Annotated in this window: 18 protein-coding genes and 2 pseudogenes; 2 read left to right on the forward strand and 18 right to left on the reverse strand. The window is 42.7% G+C overall.

The window, feature by feature from the left end; all coding sequences use genetic code 11:
* Positions 1 to 36: 36 nt before the first annotated feature.
* From FNL97_RS11160 to FNL97_RS11210, 12 genes and pseudogenes are all read right to left on the reverse strand, one after another.
* Positions 37 to 1656, reverse strand: coding sequence for a long-chain fatty acid--CoA ligase (locus FNL97_RS11160; protein WP_143415814.1), 1620 nt, complete (start codon positions 1654 to 1656; stop codon positions 37 to 39).
* Between the two features lie 6 nt (positions 1657 to 1662).
* Positions 1663 to 2739 carry a CaiB/BaiF CoA transferase family protein gene (locus tag FNL97_RS11165; protein WP_143415815.1) on the reverse strand — a complete coding sequence of 359 codons (1077 nt, stop codon included), beginning with the start codon at positions 2737 to 2739 and terminating at the stop codon, positions 1663 to 1665.
* A gap of 15 nt (positions 2740 to 2754) precedes the next feature.
* Entirely contained in the window at positions 2755 to 3900 is a 1146-nt protein-coding gene (locus FNL97_RS11170) for an acyl-CoA dehydrogenase family protein (RefSeq protein WP_143415816.1), read from the reverse strand.
* 15 nt (positions 3901 to 3915) lie between these two features.
* Positions 3916 to 5025: pseudogene (locus FNL97_RS11175) on the reverse strand (long-chain-fatty-acid--CoA ligase); the annotation flags it as partial.
* Positions 5026 to 5144: 119 nt separating this feature from the next.
* Positions 5145 to 6608, reverse strand: a complete 1464-nt coding sequence (locus tag FNL97_RS11180) for an RNA-guided endonuclease TnpB family protein (RefSeq protein WP_012749498.1) — start codon at positions 6606 to 6608, stop codon at positions 5145 to 5147.
* Positions 6609 to 6623: 15 nt separating this feature from the next.
* Complete coding sequence (gene tnpA / locus FNL97_RS18735) at positions 6624 to 6839, reverse strand: IS200/IS605 family transposase (RefSeq protein WP_353652911.1); 216 nt, start codon at positions 6837 to 6839, stop codon at positions 6624 to 6626.
* Positions 6814 to 6993, reverse strand: a complete 180-nt coding sequence (gene tnpA, locus FNL97_RS18520) for an IS200/IS605 family transposase (RefSeq protein ID WP_233252989.1) — start codon at positions 6991 to 6993, stop codon at positions 6814 to 6816. Before tnpA (FNL97_RS18520) ends, tnpA (FNL97_RS18735) begins: the two co-directional genes overlap by 26 nt.
* A gap of 320 nt (positions 6994 to 7313) precedes the next feature.
* Positions 7314 to 8246 carry a stage V sporulation protein K gene (gene spoVK / locus FNL97_RS11190; protein WP_015863549.1) on the reverse strand — a complete coding sequence of 311 codons (933 nt, stop codon included), beginning with the start codon at positions 8244 to 8246 and terminating at the stop codon, positions 7314 to 7316.
* A 280-nt stretch (positions 8247 to 8526) separates the two neighbouring features.
* Positions 8527 to 8751 carry an RNA chaperone Hfq gene (hfq, locus tag FNL97_RS11195; RefSeq protein ID WP_015863548.1) on the reverse strand — a complete coding sequence of 75 codons (225 nt, stop codon included), beginning with the start codon at positions 8749 to 8751 and terminating at the stop codon, positions 8527 to 8529.
* Positions 8752 to 8785: 34 nt separating this feature from the next.
* On the reverse strand, positions 8786 to 9733 hold the full coding sequence (gene miaA, locus FNL97_RS11200) for a tRNA (adenosine(37)-N6)-dimethylallyltransferase MiaA (RefSeq protein WP_062678323.1): 948 nt from the start codon (positions 9731 to 9733) through the stop codon (positions 8786 to 8788).
* A gap of 151 nt (positions 9734 to 9884) precedes the next feature.
* Positions 9885 to 11576 (reverse strand): methyl-accepting chemotaxis protein, encoded by a 1692-nt coding sequence (locus FNL97_RS11205; protein WP_143416322.1) that lies wholly within the window; start codon positions 11574 to 11576, stop codon positions 9885 to 9887.
* A gap of 97 nt (positions 11577 to 11673) precedes the next feature.
* On the reverse strand, positions 11674 to 13026 hold the full coding sequence (locus FNL97_RS11210; RefSeq protein ID WP_143415817.1) for an MDR family MFS transporter: 1353 nt from the start codon (positions 13024 to 13026) through the stop codon (positions 11674 to 11676).
* A 234-nt stretch (positions 13027 to 13260) separates the two neighbouring features.
* Here FNL97_RS11210 and FNL97_RS11215 point away from each other — a divergent pair, with 234 nt between their 5' ends.
* Complete coding sequence (locus FNL97_RS11215) at positions 13261 to 14772, forward strand: glycine betaine uptake BCCT transporter (protein ID WP_143415818.1); 1512 nt, start codon at positions 13261 to 13263, stop codon at positions 14770 to 14772.
* Positions 14773 to 14825: 53 nt separating this feature from the next.
* Here the strand turns inward: FNL97_RS11215 and FNL97_RS11220 are convergent, their stop codons facing one another.
* The 6 genes from FNL97_RS11220 to FNL97_RS11245 form a co-directional block, all read right to left on the reverse strand.
* Entirely contained in the window at positions 14826 to 15056 is a 231-nt protein-coding gene (locus FNL97_RS11220) for a hypothetical protein (protein WP_041269619.1), read from the reverse strand.
* Between the two features lie 54 nt (positions 15057 to 15110).
* Complete coding sequence (locus FNL97_RS11225) at positions 15111 to 15599, reverse strand: bactofilin (protein ID WP_143415819.1); 489 nt, start codon at positions 15597 to 15599, stop codon at positions 15111 to 15113.
* Positions 15600 to 15730: 131 nt separating this feature from the next.
* Complete coding sequence (locus FNL97_RS11230; protein WP_097354355.1) at positions 15731 to 16429, reverse strand: ABC transporter ATP-binding protein; 699 nt, start codon at positions 16427 to 16429, stop codon at positions 15731 to 15733.
* The gene (locus FNL97_RS11235; protein ID WP_015863542.1) at positions 16426 to 17238 is read right to left on the reverse strand and encodes an ABC transporter permease; all 813 of its coding nucleotides are present in this window, start codon (positions 17236 to 17238) and stop codon (positions 16426 to 16428) included. The genes FNL97_RS11230 and FNL97_RS11235 overlap by 4 nt, the downstream gene beginning before the upstream one ends.
* Positions 17239 to 17289: 51 nt before the next feature.
* Positions 17290 to 17808 (reverse strand): nitrous oxide reductase accessory protein NosL, encoded by a 519-nt coding sequence (locus FNL97_RS11240; RefSeq protein WP_015863541.1) that lies wholly within the window; start codon positions 17806 to 17808, stop codon positions 17290 to 17292.
* On the reverse strand, positions 17805 to 19082 hold the full coding sequence (locus tag FNL97_RS11245; RefSeq protein ID WP_015863540.1) for a right-handed parallel beta-helix repeat-containing protein: 1278 nt from the start codon (positions 19080 to 19082) through the stop codon (positions 17805 to 17807). The genes FNL97_RS11240 and FNL97_RS11245 overlap by 4 nt, the downstream gene beginning before the upstream one ends.
* Before the next feature lie 413 nt (positions 19083 to 19495).
* Here FNL97_RS11245 and FNL97_RS18740 point away from each other — a divergent pair.
* A pseudogene (locus FNL97_RS18740) lies at positions 19496 to 19734 on the forward strand (GMC oxidoreductase); the annotation flags it as partial.
* Positions 19735 to 19752: the final 18 nt, after the last annotated feature.

The following is a 19752-nucleotide window of genomic DNA, read 5'->3' on the forward strand; positions in this document are numbered from 1 at the left end:
GTTCAAGTCCATCGCTCGTTTATGGCACATCATTTGTTATTGAGAATTCTTACTAGAATAATAGTTTTGCAGCTCCTCACGCAGCTTCCGTTTTAAAAATTTTCCGACGCTCGTTTTTGGTATTTCTTTCATAAAGACAATGTCATCCGGCAGCCACCATTTTGTAAACTGCGGCCGCAAAAAGTCATAAAGCTCTTCTTTCGTCACCGTTTTTCCTTCTTTTAAAACGACACATGCAATCGGGCGTTCTTGCCATTTCGGATGCGGCACAGCGACAACTGCCGCTTCAAACACCGCTTCATGCGCCATTAACGCATTTTCTAAATCAACGGAAGAAATCCACTCTCCACCGCTTTTAATCACATCTTTCGTGCGGTCCACAATTTTGACAAACCCTTCTTCATCGACATTGACGACATCCCCTGTATGCAGCCATCCGTCACGGAACGCCTCTCTTGTCCGGTCGTCATTATAATATTCCGCCGCAATCCACGGACCGCGCAAACATAGCTCTCCCATTTCTTTTCCGTCCCAGCGCACCTCCCCGTCCTTGCCAATCACTTTCATTTCCAAACCCGGGACAAGAATTCCTTGTTTTGCGCGCAATTCTAATTGCTCCTCATAAGATAAGTCTTGCTGATAGCTTTTTAGACGCGATGCTAAAACGAGCGGGCTTGTTTCTGTCATGCCATAGGCGTGGATAAACGGGATATTGTATTTTTCTTCAAACGCGCGGATCACTCCTTTTGGCGCCGCCGAACCGCCGCATACGATCCGCGTTAAACTGCTTACATCATAGTTTCCTTTTTCTAATTCTTGCAACAAACCGAGCCAAATAGTCGGCACTCCCGCAGTCACGGTTACTTTTTCTCTTTCAATTAATTCTGCCAATACTTTCGGCGTAAATGCCGGTCCAGGCATAACTAATGTAGTACCAAACCATGTCGCTGCAAATGGAATGCCCCATGCATTGACATGGAACATCGGTACGACCGGCATCGCTACGTCTTTTTCCGATAATCCTAGTGTATCTGCTAATCCAAGCGCCATGCTGTGCAGTACCGTGCTGCGATGCGTATACACAACCCCTTTTGGATTTCCAGTTGTTGCTGATGTATAACACATTCCAGCCGGCTCGTATTCATCTAGATCTTTTTTAAACGGAAATTTCGGATCTCCTTGTTCCAATAATTTTTCATAATGGTAAACAGGAGAAAGCGTTGTTTCTGGAAGTTCCGCTTCATCCGTCATAATGATAAAAGCACGTACGTTTGGAATATTGTCTTTCACTGCTTCAATCGCTGGAAGCAAATCATCGTCGATTAACAATACACGGTCGTCAGCATGATTAATAATATAGGCAATATGCTGCGGCGACAGACGGATATTAATCGTATGCAGCACCGCGCCGATTCCTGGTATCGCAAAATACGCTTCCAGATGACGATGATGATTCCAGGCAAACGTCCCGACGCGGTCGCCGACGGAAACACCCAAACTTGTCAATACGCTGGCAAGCCTTCTTGTCCGCTCACCGATTTCTTTATATGTATGGCGGACAATGCCACGTTTCATGCGAGAAACGACTTGTTTAGCCGGAAAGAACATTTCCGCTCTTTCTAACATCATCGAAATGTTTAATGGCACTTTCATCATTATGCATCACTCCCTCTTTCGCAGTTGGTCTCCATGTTCATTCAGTGACGGCGCCTTTTTTCGTTTTTGTAATAATGTTTCGTCATAACGGGTCGCAACTTCTATGCGCCGGCCGGCAATATGAATCATCTTCCGGTAGCTGTCTCTTGCAAATAACGATTTCGCTTCATCTGTTTCCAACACAGGAGCAAGGCAGCAATCTACCGTTTGGCTAAATTCGATCCATTCTTGAAGCGTTTTCGTTTGAAATAAGCGCACAATTTCTAGAAAAATTGGATTTTCTTCTTTTGCGGGCGAATAATGATACGAGATCCATTCCGGCTTTTCGACAGCATGGCAAAAGTTTTCCCAAAATTTTTTCTCAAGCGCCGCAAGGCTCACATATCGCCCGTCTTTCGTTTCGTACAAGTGATAGGAAACGATCGTGCTAGCAAGCTCGGCGATGCCGTTTTTTCTTCCTGTATCATGCTCGATGACAAAATGATTCGTCATCATCGAAAGCAAGCCATCGACTAACGAAAGGTCAATATACGTTCCTTTTCCTGTCCGCTCGCGGTAATACAACGCGGCAACGATTTGTTCGACCGCATGGATGCTCCCGATCAAATCGGCAAGCGTAATCGTCGGATGAACGGGGCGCCCTTCTTTATCTTTCAGCTGCGCCAACACACCGGTTATCGCCATGTAATTTAAATCATGGCTTCCAAATGAAGCATACTTGCTCTGTTGACCGAAGCCGCTAATCGAACAGTAAATGATTGTTTCGTTGATTGCAGAGACATCTTCATAACTTAAACCAAGCCGTTTCATCACTCCCGGACGGAAACTTTCGATGATGACATCGGCCTTTTGGATCAGCTGTTTTGCCGTCTGTAAATCTTTTTCGTTTTTTAAGTCAAGGGCGATGCTTTTTTTGCCTGCATTGTTTGCGCAAAACACACACTCCTCCGAAAGTGAACGCATCATATCTCCCGTTTTCGGTTCAATTTTGATGACTTCTGCTCCTAAATCAGCCAAACGCAGGCTGGCGAATGGACCGGGAAGGTAGTGGGAAAAATCGATGACCGTTACTCCGTCTAACACATCGTCACCTTCTTTCTATAAATCTAAGGTTCTTGCAATAATCGTTTTCATCATTTCATTCGTCCCAGCGTAAATCGCGCTGACCGGAATATCTCGGTAGCGTCTGGCAATCTCGTATTCTTCCATATACCCATAGCCGCCATGCAACTGCATGCTTTCTGCAGCGATTCGTTTCGCCATTTCCGTAATCCACCATTTCGCCATCGAAACATGTGTCACCACATTCTTCCCTTGCATATGCTCTTCAATGACACGGTCGACAAACGTCCGGCCAATGGCAATTTCCGTTGCCATTTCGGCAAGTCGGAATTGGACGGTTTGAAACTCGCTAATTCGTTTTCCAAATGCGGACCGCTGCTTTACGTACTGCTTTGTCAATTCAAACATTACTTCCGCTGCCGTTTGCGCGGCAATCGCCACAACAAGCCGCTCTTGCTGCAGCTTTTCCATTAAGTAATAGAATCCTTTTCCCTCTTCTCCAAGCAAGTTTTCTTTTGGCACTTTTGCGTCATTAAAAAACAATTCTGCCGTATCTTGTGCGTGCAGCCCGACTTTGTCAAGCTTTCGTCCGCGCGTAAATCCTGGGGTATCGCGCTCAACAACAAGAAGGCTGATACCTTTATGCGGTGGTTGGGCATTTGGATTCGTTTTGCAGGCAACGACGACTAAATCGGCATGAATGCCGTTTGTAATAAACGTTTTTTGACCGTTGACAATATAGTAATCCCCATCTTTGATTGCTGTTGTGGAAATCCCAGCCAAATCCGACCCCGCTCCCGGCTCGGTCATCGCGATCGCGGTAATGATTTCACCGGATACGCATTTCGGAAGCCACTTTCGTTTTTGTTCTTCCGTACCGTAAGAAGCAAGATACGGAACGACAATATCATTATGCAAGCCGATGCCGACCATGCTCGCCCCAACTTTTTCTAACTCCTCGTTGATCACTACCGAATACGCAAAATCAGCGTTGAAACCGCTGTATTCCTCATCAACCCACGGGCAGAGAAATCCGTTTTCTCCCATTTTCGTCCAAAACGAACGGGGAATGATTCCTTTCTTTTCCCATTCGGAATAGTATGGATATGCTTCTTTTTCTAAAAACTTGCGAAACGCATCACGGAAAATGTGATGTTCTTCGCGTAAATATGCGGCTGTCATCACATCCCCTCGCTTTCAGCTTTTGGCAGCGTTTTTCACTTGCTCGCGGAGCAAAAACTTTTGGATTTTCCCGCTTGCGTTTCTCGGCAGTGCGTCGACAAAATAATATGCGCGCGGTCGCTTGTAAGGAGCAAGACGATCGCTAGTTTTGCAAAATTGCTCCAAGTCCTCCTCCGTCACATTCGGATCTTTCTTTACAACAAACGCAACAACTTTTTCTCCCCATATTTCATCCGGCTCACCGACAACAGCAACATCGAGCACGCCAGGGTGTTCGTATAGCACATCTTCGACTTCACGCGGGTAAACGTTTTCCCCGCCGCTGATAACCATGTCATCGACACGGTCCGCGACATACAAATACCCCTCTTCATCCATATATCCTAAATCGCCGGAATGATACCAGCCTTTATACATCGCCTTTGCAGTCGCTTCCTCCCGATTGTAATAGCCGACCATCATACACGGCCCTCTCATAATAATTTCGCCGACTTCTCCCGGCGGAAGCACGTCATCCGGGTCGGACGGGCCATCTTCCCGCGGCTTGACGATACGAACTTCATGATTTAGGCAGGCGCGCCCGGCAGAACCGGCTTTTGTCAACTGTTCATCTTCGAGCAAAAACGTCACCGCCGGCCCCATTTCCGTCATGCCGTACGCTTGAATAAGATCAATGCCCAACCGTTCTTTACATTCCTTGACAAGAACAGGAGCCATTGGGGCGGCGCCGTACAATCCGAGGCGAAGCGATGATAAATCGTAAGCTCTAAGATTCTCTTGCAAAATCATATTCCACATCGTTGGTGCGGCGAACAACAACGTAATTTTTTCTTGTTCAATCGTTTTTAATACTAACTTCGGATCAAAATGATGAAGAATGATATTCGCGGCACCCGCGTGAACGCGCGGCAAAAAGCAGCAATGCAGCTCCGCGCAATGAAACATCGGTGCGCTGACAAGCCCACGGTCCGTATCGCGAATGCGCATGACGGCATTACAAATCATGCTTTGTTCAATCATATCGCGATGGCGGTGCAACACTCCTTTTGGTCTGCCGGTTGTTCCGCTTGTATACATCATCGCCTGAACCTCTGCACGACTAAAGTCGGCAGGTTCTTGTGTACTAAAGAGCTTCGTCTATACCTTCGTATAGACACTCACTCTCATTCCACAAGACTTTCATGGGCAAACACCTCAATGGTGCTTAGCGCCCTGTGCGCCCGGTTCAAGACGCTTTTCATCATTTAAATTCCCATACTGCTTAATAATTTATTACCACTATTTTTTAAACGTTCTACTTCTTTATCATGCAGTCGCTTAAATCTTTCCCATGTCGCAAAACATTTTTCTCTATCGATTTCTTTTAAGTGATCTTTCGCATTCATGATGAGGAACGCACTATATAAATCTCGTTGAATTTTACAGCCATTCATATCGTTCCATCGTTCGGATAACCTCTTTTTTACATATTCACCCGTGATATGATTATATTGGCTGGCTTTCGCAGAGAATGTATCTATTTTTTTGAGCGTTTTTCCGTCATACCGTAATTTTCTGTCTAATATGGCTAAAAACATGCTTGGAGCTTTATTCGCTATACTTTTACCAAATCGTTTCTTTCTATTATACCTTCCTGTTTTCTCATTCATCGTTGTTTCTTTCGCTCTTGCTTGCAATGCTTTATAATTCATTGTTTCCACTTTAATATCATTGCCTAACGATAATATCCAATTTGCCAGCTTATTATGATCTTGCTTGCGTTTTTCCGCTAACTTCCTTTGCAGTTCCGCTAATTGATTTTTTGTTTTGATATAATTTTTGCTCCACACCCACTTTTCTTTGTTTCCTCGCTGGATGGTTCCATCTTCGTTGTACTTATTTGGATTATTTGCTCTCCGCTGCCGGTCTAGTTTTCGCTGCAGCCGCCTTTTTTCCGGATGGATGTCATCCACACTTGGAGCGAGTTCCAACAATTTTACTTCGTTCGGAGCGCAAATGGCGATCGTTTGCGTGCCAATGTCAATGCCGACCACTCCTTCACCACGGGGATGCTTGGCTTTGCCGGTTTGCCGATTGATTTTTTGCGGCGGAACCCCTTCCAAAATGAGTTGGGCATAATACTTTACTTTCCCCCGAATCCGTTTACGTACAATGCGGCAATACTTGATTCGGTCTTGCAAGGCGAGATGGGCATACACATCATTTGGTTGGATGATGACAGGGATCATCAGCCCATTCCAATGGATGGCATGGCTTTTGAAGCGAATCCCTGCGGAATTCGATTTTCCCTCTAACGAACCCATTTCGCCGAACCGTTTAAAATACACCCGTTTGGCAGCGCCAAACAAGAACCTTTCTACCGCTTTCCACGCTCTGGTGGCGATTTTTTGCGCCGTATGCGCGTCCATGTGTTTGCGGAAGTGGCGCTGCATTGGCTGAACGAAAGCGTGCATCGCATATTCGGAGAGTCCGTACTCGGTTCGCAGGTCGGAAAGTTGGCGATTTTTTTCTTTGGAGGGCTTCTGTTGAGCAAGGTCTTGATAGCGGGAATCATGTTGGAGTTTTTTGTACCGCTTCAAACATTCCTCTAAACAGGCGTTATACAAACAGCGGCCGATTTCAAACCGCTTTTCGAGGATATGTTTTTGCCATGATTCTGTCTGGAGCCGCAACGTCAATACATAGCTTGGTGTTTTCGCTCCCGCCAATGCAACCCACCTCCTTTACACATGTTTTTGATTTTCAATGTATTTCCTAACGGTTTCTTCTGAAACACATCCAACTGTACAGCAAAAATAGCCGCGAGTCCAAAGGGAAGGCAGTCGACTTTTCAAGGGCGGATATTTTTCACGAAAAATACGACTGCTTCGACCTTTCAATTTCTGGATTAACGCATGAATATGAATTCTTGGATCATAAAGAAATAAACCAATGAACATGGTCAGGCATGATTTCTAACGATTGGATTTCAACATCCTTTTCTTTCACCACTTGATAAAAAATTTTTCTTAAATCTTTTTCCATCTCACCGACTAACACTTTTCGTCTGTATTTTGGGTAGAAAATCACATGATATGGATGAAGATAAACCATTCCTTCTTTATGTAATATTGATCATAGAGATTTAATAAATCACCCCTATCTAATATCATGATAACCAAACATTAGATAGGTTACAATTATAATAATAAAGAATATTCTAATAATTTTATTATTCAGCCACTTCATCCCGATGACTAAAGTCACGGGCTTTCGTAGCAGTTATTATTGTAAGAATATACATAATGAAATAAATATACTAACTATTCAGAAAATTAATGATCCACTTGCCTTACTTATTTTCTATTCTACATATTATAAAAAACTCCTTCATTTTGCATAAAAAAAGAAAGGGGAGATACTCCCTTTCTTGCTTACGAACCAACTATAAGATCCCGATCGCGGATCAGCATTAGTTCCTTTTTATCATATCGCCCTTCACGCAACAGGCGCACCGCCTGTTTGCGAATTGCTTTTTCAATCAAGTTGCGCACGTAGCGCCCGTTGCTGAATTTTCCGCGATGTTTATCCTCCAACACTTCTTCGATATGATAATATAGTTTTCGTTCCGCTTCCGGTGTAAATTCGTATTCCCGTTCATGCAACATCTGTTTTGCGATTTTCACTAGTTCATCGACCGTATAATCAGGGAATTCGATGGTCAATGGAAAGCGGGAAGGCAAACCTGGATTTAATGATAAAAAATAGTCCATCTCTTTCGGATACCCTGCTAAAATGACCACTAAATCATCACAATAATCTTCCATTCCCTTTACAAGAGTGTCGATTGCCTCTTTCCCGAAATCTTTTTCTCCGCCGCGGGCAAGCGAGTACGCTTCATCGATAAACAAAATGCCGCCGCGCGCCTTTTTAATTAAATCTCTCGTCTTGTTTGCTGTATGTCCGATATATTCTCCGACTAAATCGGCCCGTTCTGCCTCAATAAAATGCCCTTTCGAAAGAACGTTCATTTCAAAAAACAGTTTTCCCAATAAACGTGCTACCGTCGTTTTTCCTGTGCCGGGATTTCCTTTAAAAATCATATGAAGCGCTTGTTTATTCGATTTTAACCCATTTTCTTTGCGAACTTTGTTAATATATAGCCACGCATAAATTTCTTTAATGATTTTTTTTACATGATCAAGGCCGATAAGTTGATCAAGTTCTTTTTGAATATCTTTTAATATGTGATGTTCTTCATAATTAATAAAATCATTCCGATCTTCTTTGACTAGATGATTAATATTTTTCGAATTGAGCACAATATTAATTTGACCTTTTGCCTTGTTCATTGTTAATTCAGACAATGGAGCGTCACCTCACCTCACCATTTTCATGGCTACCTTTTTTGTCGCCTCGTTCTTTATCAGTATACGTTCATCATCACCAATTCGTGACAATCGCCCAAATGAAAGAAACCAAACGACAACATCTACTAACGATTGTCTATTTTTGCGATTTCCGAAGAAATAAAAGTTTGTATAATTTTATTCAGCACGGTCGATTTTTACGCGTAAAAAAGTGCCCGTCTAAAAAGGCGGGCACTTCGCTGTTCGCGTTGTTATCCAAAAATTTTAGACACGCCGATTATTCTGTTTCAAACCGAACGTTTTTTTCCGGCGCGAACGTAGAAATCGCATGCTTATAAATAAGCTGCTGCTTTCCTTGGACTTCCAACAAAACGGTAAAATTGTCAAACCCTTTGATGTAACCCTTTAGCTGATAGCCATTTAGCAAAAATACGGTGACTTGTGTTCCATCTTTGCGCAACTGATTTAAAAACTGGTCTTGAATGTTAATGGAATTTTTCATGAGACGTCCTCCTCTTTTTCTCTCTACCTAATTTTTATATATTCGCTTCTAATTGAAGCTTTCCTGCTATGTACTGAAAAATTTCCTCCGCTTTCTCATCAAACTTTGCTGCATCCGTCATATCAAACCATTGAACAGGCATTTGATTGCGAAACCATGTCAGCTGGCGTTTCGCATAGCGGCGTGAATTTTGTTTTAGCCGCTCAATCGCTTCTTCTAAGGAAACGCGCCCATCAAAATAGTCATACAGCTCTTTATAACCAATCGCTTGGACGGATTGGCAATCGCGAATGCCACGGTCGTATAATGCTTTCGCTTCTTCCAGAAGCCCTTCGGCAATCATTTGATCTACCCGTTCATTAATACGACGATATAACTGTTCGCGTTTCATCGTTAGCCCGATAATTGCCACATCATAAAGAAGTTTTTTCGTTTGCCCGCGCTGCCATTCCGTCATCGTCTTGCCTGTGCAATGATATATTTCTAGTGCGCGGATGACGCGGCGAATGTTGCGCGGATGAATTCGCGCCGCGCTTTCCGGATCAATGGCACTAAGCATCTCATAAAGAACCATTTCTCCTTTGTCCTCGGCGATCTGTCGCAAATGACGACGATACGCTTCATCGGAAGGGGCGTCCGAAAAACGGTAATCATAAATGACGGATTGAATGTAAAGCCCTGTACCACCAACAATCATCGGCAGACGCCCACGCCCGGAAATTTCGTGAATAAGCGAGCGGGCAATTTGTTGAAATTCGACAACGGAAAACGATTCCCACGGTTCTTTAATGTCAAGCAAATGATGCGGAATCCCTTCCATTTCCTCCGGTTTAATTTTTGCTGTTCCGATATCCATTCCTTTATAAATTTGCATCGAATCCCCGCTGATGATTTCCCCATTTAACCGCTTGGCTAAAGCGATGCTTAGTTTTGTTTTTCCTACAGCGGTCGGTCCAATGATGACGACAAGCTTCTCTCCCATTTGCAATTCCACTACTTTCTTCCATCAGTAATATATACATTTATTTATTATATCCAAATGGACAAAAGATTTACATATAGAAAAAATTTAATGTGTTAGTCGGTCCGGTAAAACGTTTCAAAAATAAAACGAACGTCGTTATGGACGTTCATTACATGTTGAATCGTTTTAAAAGTGATTTTACGTCTTCCGCCATTTTCGATAAGGAAGCGGCAGAAGCAGAAATTTCCTCCATGGAAGCGAGTTGTTCTTCTGTTGCGGCGGATACTTCTTGGGTTCCAGACGCGGCAGATTCAGCAATTTGCGTCACTAGCTGCATCGATTGCACTACTTGTTCCGCAGCGGCTGACATTTGTTGAACAGAAGCAGAAACATCTTGAATGTGTGCCGCGACTTCGTGGACAGCTGTTTGGATTTGTTGAAATGCTTCACCAGAAGTGCGGATGGCTCCAGTACCAGTTTCTACTTCTTTCAGTACTGTCTCCATCGAGCGAACCGCCTCATTTGTTTCCTCTTGAATCATCGCAATTAATGAAGCAATTTGTTGCGCCGACTGTGCGGATTGTTCCGCCAATTTCCGAACTTCATCAGCCACCACAGCAAATCCTCGTCCATGTTCGCCCGCCCGTGCCGCTTCAATTGCCGCATTCAACGCCAAAAGGTTCGTCTGATCGGCAATTCCACTGATCACTTCGATAATTTTTCCGATTTGTTCGGATCGGTTTCCTAATCCTTTCACAATCCCGGCAAGGCGTTCAACGGTGTCATTTACTGTATTCATTTGCGCAACAGCTGTTTGAATCGTTTTTCCGCCTTCCGATGCTTTTTCCGATGTTTGCATCGCAATTTTCGACACGTTTTGGGCACGCTCGGAAATTTGCTGAATTCCCTCAGACATTTGATCGATCGTTTCCGATGTTTCTTCTACGCTCTGCACTTGCTTTTCCACACCTGCAGCAACATTTTGAATCGTTAATGCAATTTGTTCTGTCGCCTTGCTCGTCTGTTCCGCACTCGCCGTCAATTGTTCGGAAGACGCCGCAACTTGTTCGGCATTCATCGCTACTTGCTCTAATACATCACGTAAATTTTTCCTCATTTGGTTAAAAGATGCCGCCAGTTCCCCGATTTCATCGCGGTTGCGAATTATAACTTTCTCCCCAGTCAAATCACCATCGGCGATTCGTTTTGCCGCTTTAGAAAGGGTGAGGAGCGGACGAGAAAGATTGCGGCTCATGTAAATGGTAAGGAGGTTGCCAATAGCGAGCGCAATGACTCCGATAATAATCATCCATACTTTAATGGATGCCGCTTTTGACGTTGCATCCTTGTCAGCCTGATTCATATCTTTTTGCTGGATTTCCACTAGTTGTTGTGCCGCTTCATCAAATTGTGTAGTAATATCCCTTCCTGTTGTTGTAATTAACTGTGTATAAGCCTCCACATTATTTTCCTGTTTTAATTGAAACGTTTTTTGCCCTAGTTCGTAAAACTGTTGTTCCAGCTCATTCAATCGTGCTAGCAACTCTTTTGTTTCCGCCTTTGTCAACGTTTTCTCCAGTTTATTGCTTAGTTTTTCATATTCATCGTGCGCTTTCGTAAAGTTTGTCAATGACGCTTGGTCGCCAGTAAGCAAATAACCGCGCATGCTCCCTTGCTCGCGCCGGATCAGAACTTCTAGCTGTTTAACATCGATAAGATTGGAAACTTTATCATTTAAAAGATGCGTATAACTAGCATTAATAGTAGAAATCTGATAATAAGCAATGCCAACGAGTGCGATTAACAGCATATATACGGCGGCAAATACTGCATACAATTTTTTTCGGACTGTCATCTTCATCATCTGATCCCCCCGTTTATTCACATCTAACAACCCATCTACAAAAAAAGAAGGAAATGACCCTCCCTTCTTTATATCGGTATATCATATCAAATATTTAGACCATTTCCCCCGAGCGAAGCAAATTATTTTTTTTCTGTTCCGACTCATCACGAATGAAAAACGATGTGAATAAAGCCACAATGCTGCCGATAAATCCAAATAAAAACAGATGATGGATGCCAGTCATAAAATCAGCCGCTTTCGTTAAAAAGGCGCCCATAATCGTTACACCAATGGCTGTGCCGATGTTGCGGCAAAACATGAAAAACGAAGTCGCGATTCCCTTTTCATGCGCATCGGCAAGCTGCTGCGAGCCGATGACACCGACGGTAGATGTCAATCCAAACGACAGCCCTTGAATGAACATGGCAAAAAAGACATACAAAAATCCGTGGTTTTCATTTAAAAGTGCAAGCAACAGCCCAGAAAGCACAAGAAGAACGTTTCCGATAATCAATAAAATGCGATACCCATAGCGCAAAATCCATTTTCCCGCCGGCACCGCCGCAATCATCCAGCCAATCGACATGCCTAAAAGGGCGACACCGCTTGCAAACACCGATTGATGGGCGATATTTTGCAAAAATAGCGGAATGTAGCTAGACGTGCCAAATAAAGCGACACAGCTGACAAATCCGTTCATGTTCATCCATTTTAACGTTTTATGCTGCACGAGCGTCAATGGAACAAGCGGAGATGCTTGCTTTTTTTCATATAAGTAAAAAATAACTAATAACACAGCACCAACGATGCCATACACCCACTGATTGCTTTCAACTACTGTCATCAATAGAAGCAGGCTGATCGCGGCCGCAAATAATGCCGCTCCGATATAGTCAATCGACGTCCGCTTCGGTTCGTACACTTCTTTATATGGCAATAGTGTGAGCAAGGAAAGCAAGCAAATCGGGATATTCACATAAAAAATCCAGCGCCATGATGCGTATTCAACAAAAAAGGATCCTAGCAGCGGCGCAAGAACCGCGGAAATCCCCCACATTGCCGTAAAAAACGCTTGAATTTTTCCGCGCTTTTCAATTGGAAATAAATCCCCAGCAATGATGGCAGGAAAAGGCATCATAAAACCAGCGCCAATTCCTTGCAGGGCGCGGAATACAACAAGCTGGACCATATTTTGCGACATCCCGCAAAGAAGAGAACCGATTAGAAATAAAATAATACCGAAGCTAAATACTTTCTTTCTCCCAAATATGTCGGAAAGTCTCCCGGCGATTGGAGAAAGAACGGTTGTCGTGATCATGTAGGAAGCAAACGACCACGCGTAAAGAGAAAATCCTCCAAGTTCTTTGGCAATGATCGGCATCGTCGTATTCATGATCGTTGTATCCATCGATGCCACGAGCATCGCGAGCACAATGCTTACCATTACGGATATTCTGTTATTCACTATTGTCTATCCTCCTTTTTATCTGCCATGAATATTTTATTTTACATGACATAACCGTTTCCCTACAAAAAAAATGCTTGTCTCCTGTTATAGTTATAATAAAAGCAAATCCATTGCCATTTCTGTATTTTTTCGTTACCATAGAAACGGAAAACTTTTTTCTTTCCTTCTCCGGAACCCGAAAACGCTAACACGATCCTCATCGGCACATACTAATACTAAAGGAGGAATTAGATGAAAAAAACAACAAGCGTGTTTTATTTTTCAATAGCAATTGCTATTTTATTTATTTTTTGGGGAGTGATTCCTGCCAATAAACTGCCCGACTATAACTTAGGTGCTGTTAGTACAGCAATGCATTCCTTTTTAATTGATAAATTCGGCTGGTTTTATTTATTGGCAGCAACGACATTTCTTGCCTTTGGTTTGTTCTTAATTTTTTCTAAATACGGAAATATTCGCCTTGGCGGAGACAATGAAAAGCCAGAGTATAGCAACATCACATGGTTTGCGATGTTGTTTAGTGCCGGTATGGGAATCGGGTTAGTGTTTTGGGGGGTGGCTGAACCAGTTTCCCACTATTATGCGCCACCTGCCGGAGAAGGAGAAACGCCGGAAGCAGCCCGCATGGCGATGCGATATGCCTTTTTTCATTGGGGGCTTCATCCGTGGGCGATTTATTGTGTAATTGCTCTAGCGCTTGCGTATTTCCAATTCCGCAAAAAAGAACCTGGGATTATTAGCCGTGTATTGCGGCCAATATTTGGCGATAAAATAAATGGCGCTGTCGGCGTCGCGATTGATACGCTCTCTGTATACGCAACGATCTTTGGTGTTGCAACTTCGTTAGGGCTTGGAGCAATTCAAATTGCCGGAGGATTATCACATTTATTTCCATCCATACCAAACAACTTTACAACTCAATTGTTGATCATTATCGTTGTTACGTCTTTATTTATGCTTTCCGCGCAAACAGGATTGAATAAAGGAATTAAAATATTGAGTGACATAAACATCATTCTTGCCGTCCTGCTGATGTTTTTTTTGCTTTTTGTTGGCCCAACGAATTTTATTATGGATGTGTTTACAACGACGATTGGTTCCTATTTGCAAAACTTGCCGTCCATGAGTTTCCGGTTGGCGCCGTTTGAACAAAGCGACTGGCCCAAATCGTGGACAATATTTTATTGGGCATGGTGGATTGCGTGGGCGCCGTTTGTTGGAACGTTCATCGCCCGCATCTCAAAAGGTCGTACCATACGTGAATTTATGATCGGTGTGTTAGCCGTTCCGACCGTATTTAGTGCCTTATGGTTTTCTGTCTTTGGCGGTTCAGCACTATACCTTGAACAATTTCAACATATCAGCATCATCGATGTCATTAACGAGAAAGGGATGGAAACAGCACTGTTTTTCACACTGCAGCAATTCCCATTTGGCACTATTTTGTCGGGATTAGCTATTTTATTAATTTGTACATTTTTCGTCACATCAGCCGATTCCGCTACGTTCGTTCTTGGTATGCAAACAACAAAAGGAATGTTGAATCCGCCAAATTCGGTAAAATTTATTTGGGGAATCGTTCAATCAGCAGCAGCTGCTATCTTGCTTTGGACAGGCGGCTTAGAAGCACTGCAAACCGCATCAATCATCGCTGCGTTTCCGTTTGCGATCATTATGATTTTGATCGTCATCTCATTAATTCGTTCGTTTCAAAAAGAACCGATTGCCAAAAAAAGAGTATAAATAAAAAGCGGATGCCGTGTATTGCCGGCATTCGCTTTTTCATTACGCGAAATTTATTCCTTCCCGACCTGCACCTTGCCGCTTTGTGCGGCATGCATCGATGCGAACCGATCGTTTGGCATGAAAAAGACGAACAGAAGTGTCAGCGCTGCGGGAATTAGGCTCCATAAGAACGTATGCGCGATGGAAGAAGCCAACGCGGCCGTTATTTTTTCGAGTATAGACGCTGGGATATGGGCGCGCGCTTCCGGCGAAAGAATCGCATGAAGGGCATGAATGCTCATGGACGGAACCCTGTTTGCCATTCCGTGAAACGCTTCTTTTAATCGATCCGTAAATTATGATCTTCTTTTTGCTTTCACGGTCGCTTTTTCGTCTTGTTGAAAGCTTGTGTGATACTCAACAAGATCAATGTTGCAGCCTGGACCAATGATGATGCGGTCGCCTCTGACAATTTTGGCGTCAGTGTGTTCTAAATAAATGCCATTCCCTTCAATCGTTTCCACTTTTAACTTTGCCGAATCGGGAGCAAATCGTTTTAAAAAGTGAAGAATACTCAATGCTTTACTCCGTTTGACTTGAATCGTTTTCCCGCCAATTTCGGCGATGCGGCTATCCGCAAAATGGAGGTACAATTCGACCTGCTCGGCGTTTAAGGTGCCGCCAACCTCCACCACACCTTTGACAGAAAAAACGTCCGCCTCACAATCGCGGAACACTTTCATTTCTCCGTAACCATGAATTGTTCCTCCTGTTACATCACCATCCACATGGGCGGCGCCGCGGAGATGAAAATCGTATGCCGAAGCATTTCCGCGTAGATTCATTTCCCCCCAATAGCTTGATCGTCCCTCCCTCTATAAAAATATCGATTTTCTCATTTTTTAATCCTTACTTCTGGACTAAGTAACAGTCTTTTAAAGGGAAAGATTACTACGGCTGAGAACTCTCAACAGCCTCATATTTGACGATGCAGCTGCAGCAACTGCAAGGTTGTCTCTTCCTTATTACCTGTATTTCTTATACGCTTGACCACGGATCCGTCTCTCATGAATAGAATATGGTCCCCCACCTCGGCGGCAACATCCATCATATGGGTTGAAAAAATAATAATGGTTCCGCTTTCTTTCATTTCTTTGAGCAGATTCACAAATATGTTGACCCAGAATGGATCCAGACCGTTTGTCGGTTCATCCAGTAACAGCAGTGCAGGTTCACCCAACAATGCTTGCCCGAATAAAAGCCGCTGACGCATTCCTTTCGATAAATTTTTCACCAGTTCTCGCTTTTTCTCCGCTAGGCCTATCCTCTCGAGGATTTCCTGTACTTTTGACTTTCTCGTTTTCCGCAACGCAGCATAAAAGGAAAGGAACTCTTGGACGGTCATCATTTGCTGAGCATAAAATTCATCCGGCATGTAACCGATCTGTGAGACATATGCATTTCTATTTTTCTGTAAACTGATATCGTTTAACATTACTGTCCCGGACGTCGGCGCCAAAATACCTGCTAAAATATGAAGAAGCGTGCTTTTTCCGGCACCATTCCCGCCGCATAAGACTATGCATTCTCCTTTTTTTGCTTTCAATGAAAATGCGGAAAGAGCAACTTTTGTTTTATATGTTTTTGAAACCTCCGAAACCTGCAATGAGGTCATTGCACTTTTCTCCTTTCAAGCTTCCATGCGGAAAGAATGAACAAAAAAGATGTGTAAATGAACACATATAAACCTAGTATTCCCCATGCCGCTCCTTTCTGCAAAAATGTGACAAGCCCATCGTAGGATTGCCCAAAAACGGCTCCTCCGCCAAGTTGAACCACAAATACAATACGCAGCAATTCTGCTGGATTACAAAACAGAGCAATTTTTAGAAGCGGCACAATCATTGGATAAGGCACCAAGCCAAGAATAGCGATAAGGGCGGACGGCCATATCATAATCAAGAAGAACCAAACTCCAACAGAAAGTGTTAAAGCTTGCCACCTTGTCGCAACGAACACACCTAGGGCCAAACCGATCACAAGAAAGAAAAAAATTAATGATATAGCAAATATATAGAGAGCCAGCACCCATTTTACAGACAAAACACTTCCGCTAATCAGACCGACTGCAAGGCTCGTACCAAAGCTTAACGTAAATACAACAGCTTGTGCTGTAAATTGTCCTGCAAGTTTTCCTATTAAATAGGAAGAAGTCGACAATGGATACGTGCATAGCAGACGCCACTGTCCATTTTCCATCTCGTTTGCGATAGTAAATGAACCGCTGATAAGCATAAACAACGGCACAATATATAGCACCAAATTCGCGATGGTTCCTGTCATGTTTGTATATCCAGTTAAAGCAGGCGTATTCCGTTCCAACAGAAATATGAGAGACAAAACACCTACCCAGAGCAATACAAGCATGTAGGAAGAACGCTGTCTTATCGTCATGCGCCACTCAGAGTACCAAATGTTCCACATACGATCCCTCTTTCCTGTGAAAAAGGACAATCAGAACGATTGTCCTCTCTATTAATGCGAATGGTTCATATCCATATTCTTGCCATGCTCTTTTTTCATCTTCATCATCATTTCTTTGTTTCTTTTCCATTTATGATCTTCTAACTCTTTATATGTTAATACTGTACCTTTGTTTTTAGATACAAAATTTTCTGCATCTTTTTTATCTTTGAAAGAAATCACGTTGTAAGCCATAGGGGTCCGAATAGACTTATTGTATACATAAGTAGCTTTGTCCGCCTTAATCCAATCTTTTGTATTATAATCACGAACAAACATTTCTTGTAATTTTTCATCCTTATGCTCGCTTATCCATTTATACATACAGCCGATATCATCGAATACAAGAGCTTTTCCATTCTCAAGAATGACTTCAGTAGCAAACTGATTATCCATCACTGCCATATTACAAACTGCGCATTTATCATTTTTCTCATCAATGGATATTGGCTTAACTTCCTTTTTGCCGCAACCAGCTGCCGCTAATATCAAAACTGCTAACATGGTAATCAATATACCTTTCCACTTCATCTTCTTTTCCTCCCAATTATAAATAAACTCATACTTCCCACAAACATACTGGCACTCACCGCACCCAGCAGCATTTTGGATGGCGCATTTATCCTTCCATCATATACAACCGGTTTCATAAGAGGCGCGTCATCTGTCATGACCTCATTATCCGGGCTCTTCAACAATTTTTGCAACACAATCATGCCCGGCGCTTGGAAAAACAGCTGATATTCTGGTACATCATTCGTCAGCGTCAAGAAAAACGGATCAGCTCTATACGGTATGGCACTAACCCCTGATCCAGTTGCATCAAGCTTTAAAGACGCATCCCAATAATTATGCACAATCGCATTTTCAGAGCTTTTTATCGCCTGTGCCTCATTCACATTTCCAATAAATGTATTATCAGATACGGTATTTGCGTTCGCATTTTTGAATTGTATGCCAATGAAATTGCCTCTAACTTCATTGGCTAAAATGCGGTTATTTCTAGCATTCTCCGCATAAACACCAATCCGATTATAAGAAATCTTGTTACGAATAGCTTCTGTTTCCGATGCATCATACAGCAACAGCCCCTGCGCATTTACGTTCCGGTTGTTGAATATTAACTCATTCTCCTCAATTTTTGTTCTCTTCGTTCCCATAACCATGGCACCTGTAATATTGTCTCTAGAAACGTTATTCTTCACAGTTACGTTATCAGAAAACATAATATGTATGCCGTAACGTGAATGTCGGATAGAGTTTTGAGTTATCTGGTTGAAGTTGCTGTTTTCCATGTAAATCCCGTCTCTTACTTTATCAATACGGACATCATGGATCATATTCCAATCTGAATCCCATAAATCAATCCCGTTTCCTTTCTGCTCGCCTTTAACAGAACATCCTTCAATAACTGTATTGCTAGCTTGGTCAAGCTTTATGCCAAACTGCTTCGTCCTGATATGAAGATTTTCTAATCTATGGCCCTTGCCTGTAACATAGATTGCTTCCGTATCCTCCGCGTTGCTGCATTGTTCCACATTTATATTTCTCAATGTAACGTGTTGACCATGTATCGTGATAACAGGTTCTTTACTGCAAGAACGAATAGTAACTTGTCCTATACCTTCCAAAGTAACAGGCTTGGAGAGGACAATCGTTTCATTATACACGCCGCTTGGCAACTTCGCAACTCCATGCGCAGGGGCTTTATCAATTAGAGACTGCAAATTGCCTTCTGCATAGCTGGTCAGCGGTAGAGTCCATAAAACAATAAAAAAGAGAAAAGAACGATAATACTTTTTCATAGACTGATCCCTTTTTCTCATAATCTGTATTTTCAAGATGAAGCATAACAAATAATTATGTGAGATTTATGAAATATTTATGTATATTTTCTGACAGGATGCATTTATAATCGAAAAATGTTAAATGTTTTTAAAGGGGAAGACGGAGGAGGCGCCGCCTTCAATTATTTGGACTCCCAACACCATCGTTTGTCCCTATTCAAGATGTCATTATTAATAATTGGGATTTTGATCCGAAAAAATCAAGTAATATAATGAGTATTGGAATTTTCGACATTAATCCTAAAAGCAGGGGCACGATTATGGTCGCCCATAGCGATCCTGAGGCTTATCCATCCGTTGATCTTAATCCGCTGTGAAATCCTGATGACTTAGATTTTATGGTGGATCAGTATATTCAGGTTTTCAATATTATGAAGAGAGCTCGTAAACTAGATCCGGACGGCATTTATAAGGTTGTATACCCTCCTGGAAATATATTCCATTTAACTAATGAGGTAGAAAAGCGAAACTTGCTTGCTAATTATGTCAAGGCCTCTTATCATAATCTCGCACATTTTGGTGGGCAATGTAGAATGGGTAGGAATGTTCAAGAAGGAGTTGTTGATGGATTCCTGAATGTCTTTGGTACCAAAACCTTAAAGTCGCTGATCTTTCCATCTTCCCTATT

This window comes from Geobacillus sp. E263 (assembly GCF_007197795.1).
Classification (GTDB): Bacteria; Bacillota; Bacilli; order Bacillales; family Anoxybacillaceae; genus Parageobacillus_B; species Parageobacillus_B toebii.